The sequence below is a fragment of the Sphingomonas hankookensis genome, from assembly GCF_022664465.1.
GTDB classification, from domain to species: Bacteria; Pseudomonadota; Alphaproteobacteria; order Sphingomonadales; family Sphingomonadaceae; genus Sphingomonas; species Sphingomonas hankookensis.
Genome location: NZ_JAKREV010000012.1, coordinates 21,459 through 35,516, shown reverse-complemented (window position 1 = coordinate 35,516; position 14,058 = coordinate 21,459). Strand labels below are relative to the sequence as shown.

The window sequence follows — 14,058 nt, the reverse complement described above, 5'->3', positions numbered from 1 at the left end:
GCTTCAGCGCGAACGCAATCTGCTCGTCCGTGTACCTAGATTTTCTCATTTCCAGCTCCTTGCCCGAAGGCTTCTCAAGGCCGGAAAACTCTCGCTCAAAATGGACTAAAAAACAGGGGGGACGTCAGTGATGTATGGCGTGCCCCGCAAGAGGGGTCGGCCGCCCTCCATCGACAGCTGGCGCGCGATCAGCAGCGAGCATAGGCCAACTGCCATGAGGCAGCGGCGTCGGATCGAGCGCGGCGTAGCGGTCGCGCTCAGGGTTTTGCGCGCGAGCGCTTCGAACGGCGAGCCACAGCGGCCTCGCGGATCGCCTTCTCGTCTTTGGCGATCGTCCGCTCGGACTGCGCGAGCGCACGCGGAATGCGGTCATGCAGCTTGTTGAGCGCTATCAGTTGCGCGATCTTGTCGAGCGTCCACGACGTCGGCAGCAACAGCATGGTGATGTGCATGAGGCTCAAGGCCAGATTCTGGCCGGGCTCGACGAAGCCGACATTGCTGGCCCCCGCGATCACGGCATAGTGCGGGTCCAGCGATCCGAGCCGATAGGCGATGCCCTTGGTGCTCGCATGCACATTATGACTCGCCATCTTGTAGTGCGAGCGCATCATCGCCCGTCCGGCGGCATCCTCGATATTGCTGAAATTTGGCTTGGGGTTCCCGAGATGCGCCGCGACCCAGCCATAGTCGCCGCCGAATTCCTTGCCGTAACGGCTGATCGCTTCGGCATAATCGCGCTGGATCCGCGCGGCCGCGCGTTTTGAGAATGGGGCATAGCCGAGCTTGGGGTGGCACTGCTGATATTGCCCCAGCCCCTTCTTCGCCTCGACGATTTCATGCGCCAGATAGCGTTCGGCCAGCATTTCGCCGCCATCGCCGAGCACCATCGCAACGCAGGCGGCCTCGTGCAGCGTGCGCCACCGCGCCATGGCGCCGTCGGCATAGCCATTCTCCATCAGCACCATAATCTCGGACGCAATCTGGATGGCACGGACATGGAGATGGGAGAGCGCCTTGTTGAGATGCGCACGTCGCCGTGACCGGGAGCGGCTGGCGCGCCGATGGAAGTCCGTGCCGATGTCGCGCGACAGCTCGATTAGCATGCGAAGCGCGTCGAAGCCCTTTCCCCATCGCGCCTGCAGGTTAAAGCGAAACTGATCCATCTGGATGTCCGCCGCGTCTCGCCAGGTCGCCCAATCGCGTTCGTAACGGCGCAGCATCTTGACCGCCGCTGTCTCAGCCACGCCGTGAATCAGCTCAGGTATCGTTTCGCTGATCTTGTCGACATATTCCTGCGCGCGCGCGGAATCGGCGTCGGTAAATTCGAGCACGAATTCCTCGTCGGTCTCGAATTCAAGGACATCTCTGTCGTCGCCATCCTCTTCGTCAGAGCCGGCACCAAGCAGTTGATCGACGATCTGCTCGACCAGTTTTTCATTCTCGGCATGCCCGGCTGCCTTAAGCTTGTCGCGTACAAGCTCCGTCGCGATGATTCGCGGCATGGTCGCCAGTTGCTCTTCCAGCAGGGATTGCAACGAACCCATCAACCGATTCCTGCTGTTTCAAGTGGGGTGGAAATGTAGCGGAACCAAAGGGATACGACAATGACGCGGCGAAGTACGCGCCATCGTAGATCATACGTCAGAAACAGCGGTGCGACGTTGTCCGCTTGGCGCTCGGACTATATGATCGCGATCGCAAATGGCGATCACGAGAGACAATCACTTCGTTCCGCAATGGCATCAACGGGGCTTTCTTGAACCCGGTCGCTCGACCCTGGTCTATCTCGACCTGACGCCACCCACCAAAGTCCTCGCCGACGGTCGCGTCATTCGGGAGCGTTCACTGTTCGACGCGCCGACGAAGCGCTGCTTCTTTCAGACCGATCTATACTCGACCTTCTTCCTGACCGAGGTGAATGACGAGATCGAGCGGAAGCTGTTCGGCGATATCGACACGCGAGGATCGCAGGCCGTCAGAGCGTTCGCGGGGACCGACATCAGCGCCTGGCACGAACATTTCGGGGCTTTCTTCGAGTATATCGATATCCAGAAGCTGCGGACCCCGAAGGGCTTGGCCTGGCTGCAGGCGCAATATCCGGCGCTCCATCAGAATGAGGTGATGATGGAGATGCAGGGCATCCGCATGCTCCATACCACGATCTGGACCGAGTGCGTGCGGGAGATCGTCTCCGCCGAGGATGCAGGCGTGAAGTTTCTCCTGACCGACCATCCGGTGACGATCTACAATCACGCCCTACCGCCCGAAGCGCCCCAGTGCGCCTTTCCCCATGATCCGGGGATCGCACTGAAAGCATCGCAGACCCTGTTCCCGATGAGCCGTGACCACTGTCTCATCCTGACCAATCTCGAATATGCCGAAAATCCGTCGGCACCACCGCTGGAGAAGCGGATCTTCGCGCGCAACTTCCGCCAGTCGATAGTGCGCACGGACAAGATGATACGCACGCGGCGGCTGACCGACGTCGAGGTGGCACGCATCAACCATGTGCTCAAAGCGCGGGCTCAGCGCCATATCGCTGCCGGCAAGCGCGAATGGCTCTATCCCGAACAGCACGCGAGCGGATCATGGGCCGACCTTGCCGCAACTCTGCTCCCGCCCCGTGATGAGCTTTGGCATTACGGTGGCGAAACCTATCTGGGGTTCGAAGACGGTAGCGTTCGCTACCAAGACGCCTACGGCCGGACCGAGAAGGAACGGGAAGCCCTCAAGAAGGTCCCACCGGCAAAGGAACTCGCCCTGGGAGCCCCCTGTGGCTGCGGGCCGGGACATCCCTACCGCATTTGTTGCAAGACAAGGCCAATCGCGCTGCGACCCAGCTGGACAGAACGCAGCATTCGCGAGCGCAATCTGGTCCTTCATCGCGGCATCCTGTCGATCCTGGGTCTCGACGCGGGCAAGGACTGGACAGCGGTCAGGCGCGAGTTGACCGATGACCAGATCAAAGAGGTATACTTTCTCTATGAGGCGCTCTGGCCGCTCGAGACCGATCTGCTCGCGCTACTGCCAAAACCCGACGGTCGTTCGCGCGCGGTCTACACCGGATCGCTCCATCCGCAGTCGATAGTCGAGTTCGCGCTGGGTGCGTCGCTCTATTTCGGCGAGCTGATCGTCGAGACCCCGTTCGTCCACGCCGGCACCATCGCCGAGAAGTTCCGGCCGACAGAGCATCCGCGCAGCTACCATCTCGAATTTCTGAAGGCCGTGGCCTTCTTCCTCAACGTCATGCCACTAGTGGACGCCGGACTGATCAACCTCATCCCGGACCCGTGGACCTTCGACTATCATCTCCGCCGTGAAACCATGGCAATGGCGCAGGAGCGCGCCGTTGCCATCGACATAAGCCTGCGCGGAGAGCCGCGGCTGGAAGATTTGATGCGTGCCGACTTCATGCGCGACACGCTGATGTGGCCCCGAGACGCACAGGAGGCTCGGCTGCGGCAGAATTTTCCCGATCTCGATGCGACCGGCATTGCTGAAATATGGTCCGAGTTGGAGCGGCTGAAGGAGGAAGACCCGCTGACGGCGTTGCAGGATGGAATCTTCGACGGCGGCAAGGACGGCGGCCAGATGCGCCTGATGCAAAAGGGGCCGAATTTCGAAATCGCCATGTATCTGGCGCAGGCCACCGGGGCCTCCATCGTGACCGACAGCGCCTTCCGCTGGCGAGAGATTCTCCGCGCGGCTCGGCCGAGGGCGGGAGCGCTGCCGGCTCGCTTTAGACAGCTCGCCGGAATTCTCGCCGACGCCGCCTTTCTGTTTCCCGACAACCCGGATCGCATCATTCAGTTGGCGCGGGAGGACATATTGTCGGGCTACCCCAGGCTGTTCGGCGAGATGTTCCGGTATCTCGCCGCTGTCGAAGATCGCGGTCCCCGGCCGAATTTCGAGGCGGGGCTCGCTTCCCGCTTCGTCAGCACGCACACAGCCGCCCAGAAGGTGCTTCGCAAGCGGGGAGACGTCGGAAATAAAGGCAGAATCTCCTGCGTTTTTGCGCCGACGGGCATCCAGGACAACACGATTAATCGCCTGTTGCTTATGTCGAGTTCTGAGCACCACCTGCCGATGGTGCCGATGGCCTTCTACATTGAGCGCATGAGTGCTTAGTGTTGATCGCCTGCTCCCCGTTCAGGAGAGCCAGTGGGGACGCATGAATGATCGGCAACCATCGGGGATGCTGGAACTCGGAAGGGTCGGTATCCCGGCGACTGCCGACCCGGGCCATTGGCTCTATCAAATGTCAGCTTTTCCAAGCGCTCCGCTTGAATGCTGACAGGCAGAAGGCGGCTGACGTGATGGCGTGGACGGCAGAGCTTGTGCCCAGAGCGGCCGTTTTATGAGTTCACGACCTAGGAAGAGGATGACTTGAAGAAGAAGCCATCCATGGACTTCTCCGTCACCGGTCGGAAGGGATTGTTCTTCGACAGCCTGTCCTCGAGTTCAGGATCCGACTGCCAGGGAAATTCGAGCAAGCCCCAATCGATTTGGACGAACTCACCATCCCTCGAAATCTGGATGCCCACCGCTTTGGATGTCTGCGCCAGATACTTCGCAGCCTGCGTCAAATTGCTCAGACCCGTGGTGCGCACGCGCACCCCCTCTGATCCGGTCGAGGGCAGTTCCGGGGCAAGAGGCGCGATCATGAAGGTACAATCATTCTCAGGGAAGGTCAGCCTGAACGGACGAGCGAAATCCTTCGCTGCGGTGACCTCCAGAGACTTTGTTACCCGCAATTTGACCTCGCGCCAGACAGAACGCGGCGATCGAGCGAACTCTCGCAGGATCTTGTAATATTCGTACGGCGCATCCGCTCGTTCGATATGACTATGGAGATTGCCGAGCAGGCCCGAGAGATCGAAGCTCTCGGTATCTTGCACCAACCGCCCAAGAATTTCGTGTGAGCCCGGTGTCGGCATTGCTTCCTCATTGAGGAAGGCCCCCATGATATCCGGCTCCTCAACCGAGACGCCCGCTTCGCGAAGCCGTGGCGTCACCTCCTCACGATACTGAAAATAACGCGCGATATCCTCTGGTACCCTCAAGGTTTCGAGAATGCCCGAATAGTCGTTCACGGGGAGGAGGTGGATGAAGCTGCCGGTGCTCTTGCTGATGTGATAATGCATCCGCCAGCAATCTTCCGGCAGCGCAGGGGCGGGAAGGAAAACGACGATCTTCGTGATAGTTCGCAGATGCGCGCGTTCGATCTCGAACGAATGTCCATGCTCATTGGTGATTCGAATCCTCGGATTCTCGTCGAGATACCGTTGCGAATCGCGAATCTGGCTCGTTGCCTTTTTGATGATCTTCTTCTCGAACCAGTTTCGCTCGGCTAATGGATCGGAACTCGGATTATCGCGCTGCTTCAGCTGCAGGATATAGGTCCGGTCGCCGAACCACACGAGATTGTCCGCCAGCTCAAGCTCCTTGTCCGGTGTCGGGGAGAACTTGTTGCGGGCGAATGTGAACTCCCGCCAGAATGCGAGACTGTTCAGCTGGGCGATATGTTCTTCAAGGGTCACAGGAGCGACTGTAGTCGCCCGGGCCCACGAAACGGAAGAGGCTAGTCCCATGTCGGGAAATGCAACGACCCCGTCCGAACGAGGGCTCCGCGACGCCTGTGGACGTCCGAAGGCCCAAGTCCTCTTCCGCGAGGCCTTCAATATTCGGTTTTGGCGTAGGCCGGGATGGTGAAGCGCCGCACATAGGGCACGGAGCGCGAGCGGTTCATTGCATCCCAGTACATGTTGCGGGCTACGGGCGCCTCGATCGCGGGCGGCACGTGATAGCCATATCTCGGATAGAGTTCTGTCCATTCCTCTTTGCGATGCCAGGAGCGCCGGAATTCGGGCTGGAGATACCAGTATATCTCCCAGCGGATATTGTTGAGCAGCTCGGCGATATGGCTGGCATGATAGGGGAAGATGCCAGTCGCGAACCATTCGTTGAAACTGGGGATCGCGAGATAGCCCTGATCCTCCGTGATCGGATTGCCGGCGGCGGCCAACAGCTCGCGCAGGCGCTTCACATTCGCCTCCAGCCTCGCCAGGTTGTGCTTCGCGATGTCCCCGCAAATCTTGATGTATTGCAGCCGGCTCACCTTGACGTCGCAGACCACATCGATGTCGCTGAGATCTACCCCTTCGGTCACGAACTCGTGCTCAAGCCAGATCGCGAACGCCTCGACCGCCGCGCGCAAACCCGATGCATCAAGGCCCAAGATTGGATTGTTGCAAACCTGCCGGAGGTGAAACAGGAACGTCCTATTCGAGGCCGTAGTATTGCTCGGCGGCTCCTGCAAGCCGAGCGGAATCGGCCGGCCGCTGAAACCGCGTGTCTGCGACAGGAAATCGGCGAGCAGGATCAAGTAAAGCTGACGGTGCTGGCTGCTCGGAAACCATAGGTTGGAGAGTTCGGATCGGTCGGTCTTCTCGAAGATGGCCCAATTGACCATCCCGTCAATCATCTCCCAGGCGCTGTTGAGGATGACCGCTTCGCGTTCCGTGTCGTTCATGGCAGTTCCCTGATGCGAACGAGAGGGCAGGATATCCGGATCTCAGCCTTCAAGTATCCAGCGCAGATACCCGCGCCGGCGCATAGCTTTGATGTTGTGACCAATGCTAGATGAGGGGAGCCCCGGCCCCCAATTAGAAGTCGTCAGCTCAACGGCTGGATGATGAATGTCGGCTATCCCGGCCGCGGAGCCTAAAAGCCGACAGACCGGACTCGGCCCAATTTCAGCCGTCCAGCACGGCCGGCGGATGAATGGCAGCTACTGGGCCGTCTGCGGACTGGCAGCTGTCAGGTTATCAGGTGAAGAAACCAGACATCATGCGGGGAGAGTCCGCTGGACATGGCTTGCGCTGCGGAAAGGGGGGGACGTCCGACCACCCCCGTCGCTTTCGCCACAGGGCGGCGGCCCCCCCCCCGGCCGCTCGGGTAAGGCGGCGATGGGATCGCCGATCGGTTCGTTGCTTTATTCCACACCGAAGGGATATTCCGTGCCGACGATGCCGACATGAACGATTTCCACGATCTCTCCCCCCTCGACTTCGAGGAACTCGTCCGCGACCTGCTGCAGGCCTACTGGTCGCGCAGACTGGAGAGCTTCGGGCCGGGAAAGGACCAAGGCGTGGACGTCCGGTATCTGGCAGGCCCCGAACGGATCGTCGTGCAGGCGAAGCACTATGCCCGCAGCGGACCGACTGCGCTGGTGCGGGCGATGGGTCGCGAGTGCGCGAAGGCTGTCGCGCTTCAGCCGAGCCGCTATCTGCTCGCAACGTCTGTCTCGATGACGCCGCGGTTGAAGGCGCAGATCGTGGCGGCGATGCCGGGAGTGCCGCTCACCGAGATCGACATTCTGGGGCGGGAGGATCTCAACAACCTGCTGAGCCTGCATCCCGAGGTGGAGCAGCGCCACTTCAAGCTGTGGCTGGCAAGTTCGGCGGTGCTTGAGCGCATCGTCAGAAGCGGCGTTTACAATAGGACGGCGGTCGAGCTCGACAACATCCGGGAGATGATACCGCGCTTCGTCCAGAACCGGAGCGTGGCCGACGCCGAGGCGCTGCTCGCGGAGACGGGCGCGCTGTTCATCGCGGGCGCGCCGGGAGTGGGCAAGACGACGCTCGCCCAGATCCTGCTTTGGCGGCACGCCGAGCAGGGCTGGAGGATCTTCGTGGTGGACGACGTCGAGGAGGCGATGGCGGTCGCCAACGAGGGCGAGCGGCGCCTCATCCTGTTCGACGATTTCCTCGGGCAGGTCCGGCTGTCGTCGGATCACGTCCGCGGCCTGGACGCCAGGCTGCCGCCGCTCTTGGAAAGGGTGGCAGGGCAGAAGGACCTGCGTTTCATACTGACCACGCGCGACTACGTCTTGGCGCAGGCGAAGATTCTCTCCGCCCGCCTGGATTCCGCGAAAGGCGTCCGGAACTATGTCCTGAACGTCGGCACTTACACGCGGGAGGCGAAGGCCCGGATTCTCTACAACCACATCCACTTTTCGACGCTCACCGAGGAGCAGCGCGAGGCGATTCTCGAAGACGACTTCTATCTGACGATGATCGACCACAAGAACTTCAATCCGCGTCTTATCGAGATGCTGACGCGGTCGGACTATCTCGCCCTAGACGAGCGACCGACGCGCGAGCTGATCGAGCACGTGCTCGCCAATCCGCAGCTGCTATGGGAACGGCCCTTCCGTCAGCACATGACCGGCGACGCGCGGACGCTGCTCCTCGCGATGGCTGTCAACGGCGGGTTTGTCGGGATGGCGCCTCTAAAAGCGAGTTTCGTGCGCATTTCCCGTGCGCTGGGCCCTCCGGTGCTCTCTTCGGAGATCGAGCCCCGGTTCCGACAGGCCTACCGGGAGATCGAGAGTTCCGCGCTAGGCCTCATCAACGGTCTCGTACACTTCACCAATCCGGGGCTCCGCGACTATCTCCAGGGCGTCATCCTGGCTGACCGCCTGCTCCCTCTCATAGTCCCGTTCATCGAGACTCCGAAGGAGCTCGGCGAATGCATCGCAATCTTCCGGGCGCAGCGCAGCCAGCCGGGCGGATGGAACGGTCCGGTGGCGCCGTGGATCGCGGCGCTCGACAGGGTCCGTGATAGCGGACTCGCTGGGCGCTTCGACTACCTCGAGCTCGCTCTGGACTTGTGCGATGAGTTTCGCGACGACGGTCTCATCGAGAGGATGCTAGCCGCCCTGGGCGAGATCGAGGAGGCCGGCGTCGATCAGGATGAGGTCCGGGAGATCTGCTCGCTGCTAGAGCGGTCCGCCATGACGATGCTGCCGATGGACGTTGAGGCCCGCGTCCGGTCCGTGGCGACGGAGGCTGCGGCGGTGCTACTTGAGGGCGCCGCAGCGTGCCTACCGCTCGAGGACATCGAGAGCCTGGACGAGGCCCTCTTCACCCACGGCAATGACGAGAAGAGAGCCGTCGCCGCGGTGCGTTCGGCCATGTCGACGATCACCAGCGGTGTGGACGGCGACCTCGACGCGATCAAGACGATCGATGCGCTCGACGAGTTCGAGAAGAGCCTGCTGACTCTGATGGAGAAGCGGGACTTCCCGAGCGAGAGGGTTCGACGCGACATCCGATGGCGGCGGGAGGCGCTGGAGGAGTACGAGCCACGAGAGGATCTCGGCGACGGCTATCAGCGTTCCGGCATCGCCCCGGAGCGCAGGATGAGCGACGGAGACATCCGCTCGATGTTCGGCGGCCTGCGGAGCTAAACGTCCCGAACCATCCGACCTCGCGGATATGGTTGCGCTGCGTTTCGCGCCCGAACCGCCGCATCTCGATCTCGTCGATGAGACACTGCGTACCAGGCTAACGTCAAAAACTGGTACAAGGGTGTTCATGGCAGAACAATATGGGGCATTTCTTTGAGCCGGCTGCTGGTGGAAGCGGCGAACGGGGCAACGATCTTAAAGATAAAGAACGTGGGTCGCCACAAGACCGTGCAGGTCCTCGTCGACTATATGCGGCCGGTGGAGCGGCCTTCGAAACCAGGCCGGCGAACGCGTCCAAGGAAAGAGAGTGAGAATGGATAGGCTGTATTTATCCGACCGAGAGATCATTGCCATCAAGGCGATCGATGCCAACGCGGTTCGGGAAGGAGTCAGGCAAGCACTGGACGAAGGTTCCGCCTCAAGTCTGCGCTGCCTGCACCTATCTGTGACGCACGACGGCATCGCACACCACTTCGGTCGCTTTGAACGTGACTTGGCCGACCATGCGAAGGCCAAGGCCGCGGCAAAGCGGAAAGCGACTTGGAGCCGCGCGTGGGAATCAGGCGACGATTTGATCCACGCGGTTCATGCTGCGAAGGAGCGCGCCGAAAAACAGGAACTGGAAGCGCAGCTCCTATATATCGACGATCTAATCAGGCCTCCCTACCGGTTCAGCGATCGCGTCCAGGTCGACATCTACTATCGATGGCGGGAAACGCCCGAAGCCGCGTGGAAGTCCGGGACCATCGCATTCTTTCATAATGTCGATATGAGCCGCGACTACACCGTGCCGGAACCAGCGCGTAAACCAAGCAAGGCGAAGTTGGAGGCCCAGCGCGAAGCGACGCTGTTCGATCGCTGGGATCATCTACGCTGGTTGGCGCTGCAGGCCGTTCGGGAATACCTCACGACCGGCGGGGACGGGTCTTTGATCCCCGAGCAATATGAGGCAAAGCCGGCTCGTGGCGAACGCTATCTGAACAACTTCAGCTGTGATTTCTGGGAAGCCCTTGGTGAGCCGCGCGGCCGGCGGCGCTTGCCACTAAGTCGCACCGAACAACTGCTTCCCGGCTCGGAATCTGTTGCGGCAACTCCCGACGGCCTCCTTACTCTAGAAGCGCGCGTCACACACAAGCTTTTTGGCGAGGGCGTCGTCACCCACATTGAAGGAGACAAGGTCGTCGCTGATTTTGGCGCCTGCGGTTCCAAGCGAGTGATGGCGAGCTTTCTGAAGCGGATGGCCGACGAATAGGATCGGTGAACGCGAAGAGCGCGCTTACGCCGAGAGGGGGCGGATCCATCCTGCAGTCAAGCGATCGCAACATTGCGATCGTTGGTGGCTTGAGACGCTAGTCTGAGACAATGCGATCCGGTTGAACATTCGGGATGCGCGGTCGGGACATGTCAGCAAGATTTCCTGCATCCGCGTCGCTGGTTCAGTCAGAAACCTCGACCATCGCGGCCAGACGGCCATCGCCGGAATAGACCGGAGGGTCGTCGACGATTCGCAAAACCGGTTTGGCCTGCTCGAGCAGCATGTTGGCAATCGCAATGCGGGTGTGCAAGGCCACTGTTCCTGCGTTCCGCGCTGCAGATACTCCTCCCGTCGTTGGGCTTGGCCAAACGGGGCAGCGCGTGCGATAAACGGACGACGGCTTTTGGGATCGAGCCCGTCAGTCCGGAATGGCCGACATTGGGGCGCATTCCAGCCCAGCGGCTGTTGGGTCGATTGCGGTTTGGCAGGTTTCAGATGATTGGCAGGAGAAAGCTGCCCTTGTCAGCTGGTCAGCGCAGCCGCCGCTTTCGACCAATCTACGCCGCTTATGGCCGACTGGCTGTGACCCGAAAGCGGTCATGCGACAGAACGGGCAATAGGGTCATAGGAATAAATTCTCGATTGGCGACGCTATGCGTGTCGCTGTAACTTGGTGCGATGCATGCGCCATTCCGACCAACCCAGCCGAACATGGTGCCTCGCCACGAGCTGTGGCGGCGACAATATCGTGCCAATCGTTATGCGCGGCATTTATCTCGCGTTGAGCTAAACAAGCGGCTGCGCGATCTTGTGCTGAACATGCTCACCGTCACGCCGGAAGCTAAAATAGGCTTGTTGCAGATGGACCGTGTTGGCGCGGAACTCATGGAGAAATGGACGCACTCACTTGAGGAGATGGCGCAGAGATACGGCCCGTATCCCGCGGGGTTTGCCCGCGACATTCTTCACTCTGAGCCGTTTCCCGATTTCGCGTCGGAACTTGCTCAAAAAGCTGCGGATCGCATGTCCAAGCTCGGACTTCGGAAGGGTGAGGTCTTTATCAAACTCGGCAAGCGCAAATATATGGAAGCGTTGTTTGCCGCCGGTCAGCTCCGATTACAGCCGGGAAGCTTTTTCTCCAACCCCGATCACAATCAAGCTGTGCGAGACGACGAGATGAGCTTGCCTCTCTCGTTCATGCTCACGCGCGAGCAGATCATTCGCCTTGTTCAAAATCCCGAGGACGTGCCCTCCGATGTGACTGAGCAGCGGCTAGACATTCAGTTCGAGTCCGGCGCGGATTTTTGGTTGTATTGCGTCACGCAATCCATCGATCCGCGCTTGTTCGTCGATTTCAACGCCGACGCTTGCGTCGTGATCCGGGACAGGCGCAAGTTCTCACAACGCCTGCTCGACAAGGCAACCGGTCGCCTCGGCGCCACCGAGGCCCGGCAAGGGCGGGCGAACTATGTCGATCCGCTTTTGCCGAAATCGCCGAAGATATTCGTTCCGCTCAGCAAGCCCTTTGGCTACACCTATCAGGACGAGTTTCGGTTTTGCTGGCTGCCCAAGCCCCCAGTCAAACAGGTGGAACACGTGGATTTGGAGCTAGGGCCGCTTGGGGGACATTGCGGAGCTAATCATCCTCTAGCGGTCTCGCGGGGCCGCGGGGTGGAAAAGGCTAGCGTGCTCACTCGCCGTGGAGATTGCATGCCGCTCCAAGACACGCATCAGCACCGCGTTCGCGTGGCTGAAGTTGTCTAGCTGCTCCTTTAGCTTGTACTGCCATTTGATGCCGTGAAAGAGGTTGTTGCGATACCGCAGCGCCACGATCAGCATCGCCATCAGGCGGCCTTGAGGGCTCGCATCGCTCCCGTCGAGCACGGCCTGGACCAACCCAGGTTGGTCGTTCGCCCTCAGTTTCAGCCGGTCGAAATGACAGGTCATCTCGCCATTCGCGACGTAGCGGTCTTGGAAATAGGCCAGCTCTCTGTCGTACGAAGCGGCGCCCAGGGTGCCTGTTTGCTGCCAGCCTTCAACCGCCTCCATGATCTTCTGAGCGCTCCCTCGAGTCGCGAGCACCCGAGATTCAAAGAGCGTCCACAGCATCGTGAAGTCGGCAATGGCTCGACGTTCGGCTTTGCTCAATTCCGCGAAGCCTGGAACGTGGGCTTCTAACCACGTGGTAGCCATGCCCTCCCCCCGTTTGTTGGAGCTTTCAGGATACCGAAGTTGAACTGATTCGCTTGCAACGTTTTTTGCCTATGCTGTTGCATAAGGGGGATGACAGCTTCGGCCGCGTCGGCATCCAAAGCAGCCAGGCAGCAAAGTCCTTAATCTTAGCCATTGCCACACGCGCCGCGAGCAAGGTGAACGAACGACCGGTTTCGGGATGAGTGGCTGGCAGGCGCAACGGGCGATTATGGGGCGCTTAACTGCCGCTGTACTTCAACTGAACGAACGGCCGCTTATCCCGATTTGTCGCCCGAAACCGGCCGTTCCGCTTTCCCACCAAAAAATTCACCGAAGATCGCGCGCGCGCCGCTGCCTTACGGAGGATGGGAAGCAACATAAGCTGCAACAGCATTCCAACGGCTGCATGGTGGACAAGAGATCGAACCGTACGATTTTGACCCGCTCGCATCGGCCGTCGGCGACAGAACGACAGCCGATACCATTGCCTTTAGCCCTTCTCGGTGCCGGTCGAACGAGGCTTGCGTCCCAGACCAATCGTCTTCGCCATCGCGCGGCGGCTCTCGCTGTAACTCGGTGCGACCATGGGATAGTCGTCCTTCAGACCATAGCGCTTGCGGTAGTCTTCGGGCGTTAAACCGTGACCTGACAGGTGACGCCGCAGCGTACGGTAGGGCTTACCATCGATCATTGAGATGATGTGGTCGGGCGATGCCAGCGACTTGCGCACGGAGACGGCCGGCGTGTGCTGCTCGGCGTTCGTTGCGGGATCTGCGTCGATCTGAATAGGTGCCGCGAGCGCGGTAAGGGTATCGTGCATCGCCTGCAGAAACGCCGGTACGTCGGCGACGGTGGCTCGGGTGTTGGAGTTTTCAAGCCACGCCACCGTCAGGTCGGTGGCGAGTTCGATCGTGCTAATCGTATCAGTCATCAAATTTTGCTCGTGGTAAATGTTGGAAACAAACGGACGCGCGTCCGAACAGTTCTTCCGTATAGGTAGGCGATCTCTGCCAGCTACAGGTGAAGCGCACGCTTCGCCATTTCGGTCTGCGCGATCTGCCGAAGCGGATTGTCAGGCTTCGCCTCAAAAATATCAGCAAGATCGAGGAGGTCGTCATTGCCGAGTGCGACAATCGCAGCTTCGATCTGTTTGAGACGCTGCTCGGTCCGCTCACCTCGGTCAGCGAGACGCTTCATTCTGGTTCTAAGCATGTCGCGCTCCTTTGGAAGTTTTCTGCACCGCTGTCTAGCGCGCCGGACGTAGACCGTTTTACGGCGGCTTAGTTAATGTTCTGTGGCGGTTAGCGTACTACTACGAGTCTAAATATGATCGCACCCGCTTAGTATTCGACGCCCG

Annotated in this window: 11 protein-coding genes; 5 read left to right on the top strand and 6 right to left on the bottom strand. The window is 60.2% G+C overall.

Features of this window, described 5'->3' with window-relative positions; genetic code table 11:
* Positions 1-257: 257 nt before the first annotated feature.
* Positions 258-1,544, bottom strand: a complete 1,287-nt coding sequence (locus MF610_RS18215; protein ID WP_242201742.1) for a DUF5677 domain-containing protein — start codon at positions 1,542-1,544, stop codon at positions 258-260.
* Positions 1,545-1,701: 157 nt separating this feature from the next.
* On the opposite strand from MF610_RS18215, the gene MF610_RS18210 reads away from it, so the two are divergent.
* The gene (locus tag MF610_RS18210) at positions 1,702-4,128 is read left to right on the top strand and encodes a DUF4238 domain-containing protein (RefSeq protein ID WP_242201740.1); all 2,427 of its coding nucleotides are present in this window, start codon (positions 1,702-1,704) and stop codon (positions 4,126-4,128) included.
* A gap of 242 nt (positions 4,129-4,370) precedes the next feature.
* Here the strand turns inward: MF610_RS18210 and MF610_RS18205 are convergent, their stop codons facing one another.
* Positions 4,371-5,540 carry a hypothetical protein gene (locus tag MF610_RS18205; RefSeq protein WP_242201738.1) on the bottom strand — a complete coding sequence of 390 codons (1,170 nt, stop codon included), beginning with the start codon at positions 5,538-5,540 and terminating at the stop codon, positions 4,371-4,373.
* Positions 5,541-5,677: 137 nt separating this feature from the next.
* Positions 5,678-6,532, bottom strand: a complete 855-nt coding sequence (locus MF610_RS18200) for a hypothetical protein (protein ID WP_242201736.1) — start codon at positions 6,530-6,532, stop codon at positions 5,678-5,680.
* 504 nt (positions 6,533-7,036) lie between these two features.
* On the opposite strand from MF610_RS18200, the gene MF610_RS18195 reads away from it, so the two are divergent.
* Positions 7,037-9,253: an nSTAND3 domain-containing NTPase gene (locus MF610_RS18195; protein ID WP_242201734.1), complete on the top strand. Its 2,217-nt coding sequence runs from the start codon at positions 7,037-7,039 to the stop codon at positions 9,251-9,253.
* Between the two features lie 313 nt (positions 9,254-9,566).
* Positions 9,567-10,505: a hypothetical protein gene (locus MF610_RS18190; RefSeq protein WP_242201733.1), complete on the top strand. Its 939-nt coding sequence runs from the start codon at positions 9,567-9,569 to the stop codon at positions 10,503-10,505.
* Between the two features lie 184 nt (positions 10,506-10,689).
* Here the strand turns inward: MF610_RS18190 and MF610_RS19120 are convergent, their stop codons facing one another.
* The gene (locus MF610_RS19120; protein ID WP_277924199.1) at positions 10,690-10,818 is read right to left on the bottom strand and encodes a hypothetical protein; all 129 of its coding nucleotides are present in this window, start codon (positions 10,816-10,818) and stop codon (positions 10,690-10,692) included.
* Positions 10,819-11,219: 401 nt separating this feature from the next.
* On the opposite strand from MF610_RS19120, the gene MF610_RS18185 reads away from it, so the two are divergent.
* Positions 11,220-12,272, top strand: coding sequence for a hypothetical protein (locus tag MF610_RS18185; RefSeq protein WP_242201732.1), 1,053 nt, complete (start codon positions 11,220-11,222; stop codon positions 12,270-12,272).
* Here the strand turns inward: MF610_RS18185 and MF610_RS18180 are convergent.
* Both MF610_RS18180 and MF610_RS18175 read right to left on the bottom strand, forming a co-directional pair.
* Complete coding sequence (locus tag MF610_RS18180; RefSeq protein WP_242201729.1) at positions 12,156-12,701, bottom strand: hypothetical protein; 546 nt, start codon at positions 12,699-12,701, stop codon at positions 12,156-12,158. The genes MF610_RS18185 and MF610_RS18180 overlap by 117 nt on opposite strands.
* Positions 12,702-13,191: 490 nt before the next feature.
* Complete coding sequence (locus tag MF610_RS18175) at positions 13,192-13,632, bottom strand: Ros/MucR family transcriptional regulator (protein ID WP_242201727.1); 441 nt, start codon at positions 13,630-13,632, stop codon at positions 13,192-13,194.
* 89 nt (positions 13,633-13,721) lie between these two features.
* Between MF610_RS18175 and MF610_RS18170 the strand changes: the two genes are divergently transcribed.
* Positions 13,722-13,985, top strand: a complete 264-nt coding sequence (locus MF610_RS18170) for a hypothetical protein (protein ID WP_242201723.1) — start codon at positions 13,722-13,724, stop codon at positions 13,983-13,985.
* The last annotated feature ends 73 nt before the right edge of the window (positions 13,986-14,058 follow it).

Coding starts and splice junctions, on each gene's coding strand:
- MF610_RS18185 (WP_242201732.1), top strand. CDS start 11,220: ATGGTGCCTCGCCACGAGCTGTGGCGGCGACAATATCGTGCCAATCGT.
- MF610_RS18175 (WP_242201727.1), bottom strand. CDS start 13,632: ATGACTGATACGATTAGCACGATCGAACTCGCCACCGACCTGACGGTG.
- MF610_RS18180 (WP_242201729.1), bottom strand. CDS start 12,701: ATGGCTACCACGTGGTTAGAAGCCCACGTTCCAGGCTTCGCGGAATTG.
- MF610_RS18210 (WP_242201740.1), top strand. CDS start 1,702: ATGGCGATCACGAGAGACAATCACTTCGTTCCGCAATGGCATCAACGG.
- MF610_RS18200 (WP_242201736.1), bottom strand. CDS start 6,532: ATGAACGACACGGAACGCGAAGCGGTCATCCTCAACAGCGCCTGGGAG.
- MF610_RS18190 (WP_242201733.1), top strand. CDS start 9,567: ATGGATAGGCTGTATTTATCCGACCGAGAGATCATTGCCATCAAGGCG.
- MF610_RS18215 (WP_242201742.1), bottom strand. CDS start 1,544: ATGGGTTCGTTGCAATCCCTGCTGGAAGAGCAACTGGCGACCATGCCG.
- MF610_RS18195 (WP_242201734.1), top strand. CDS start 7,037: ATGAACGATTTCCACGATCTCTCCCCCCTCGACTTCGAGGAACTCGTC.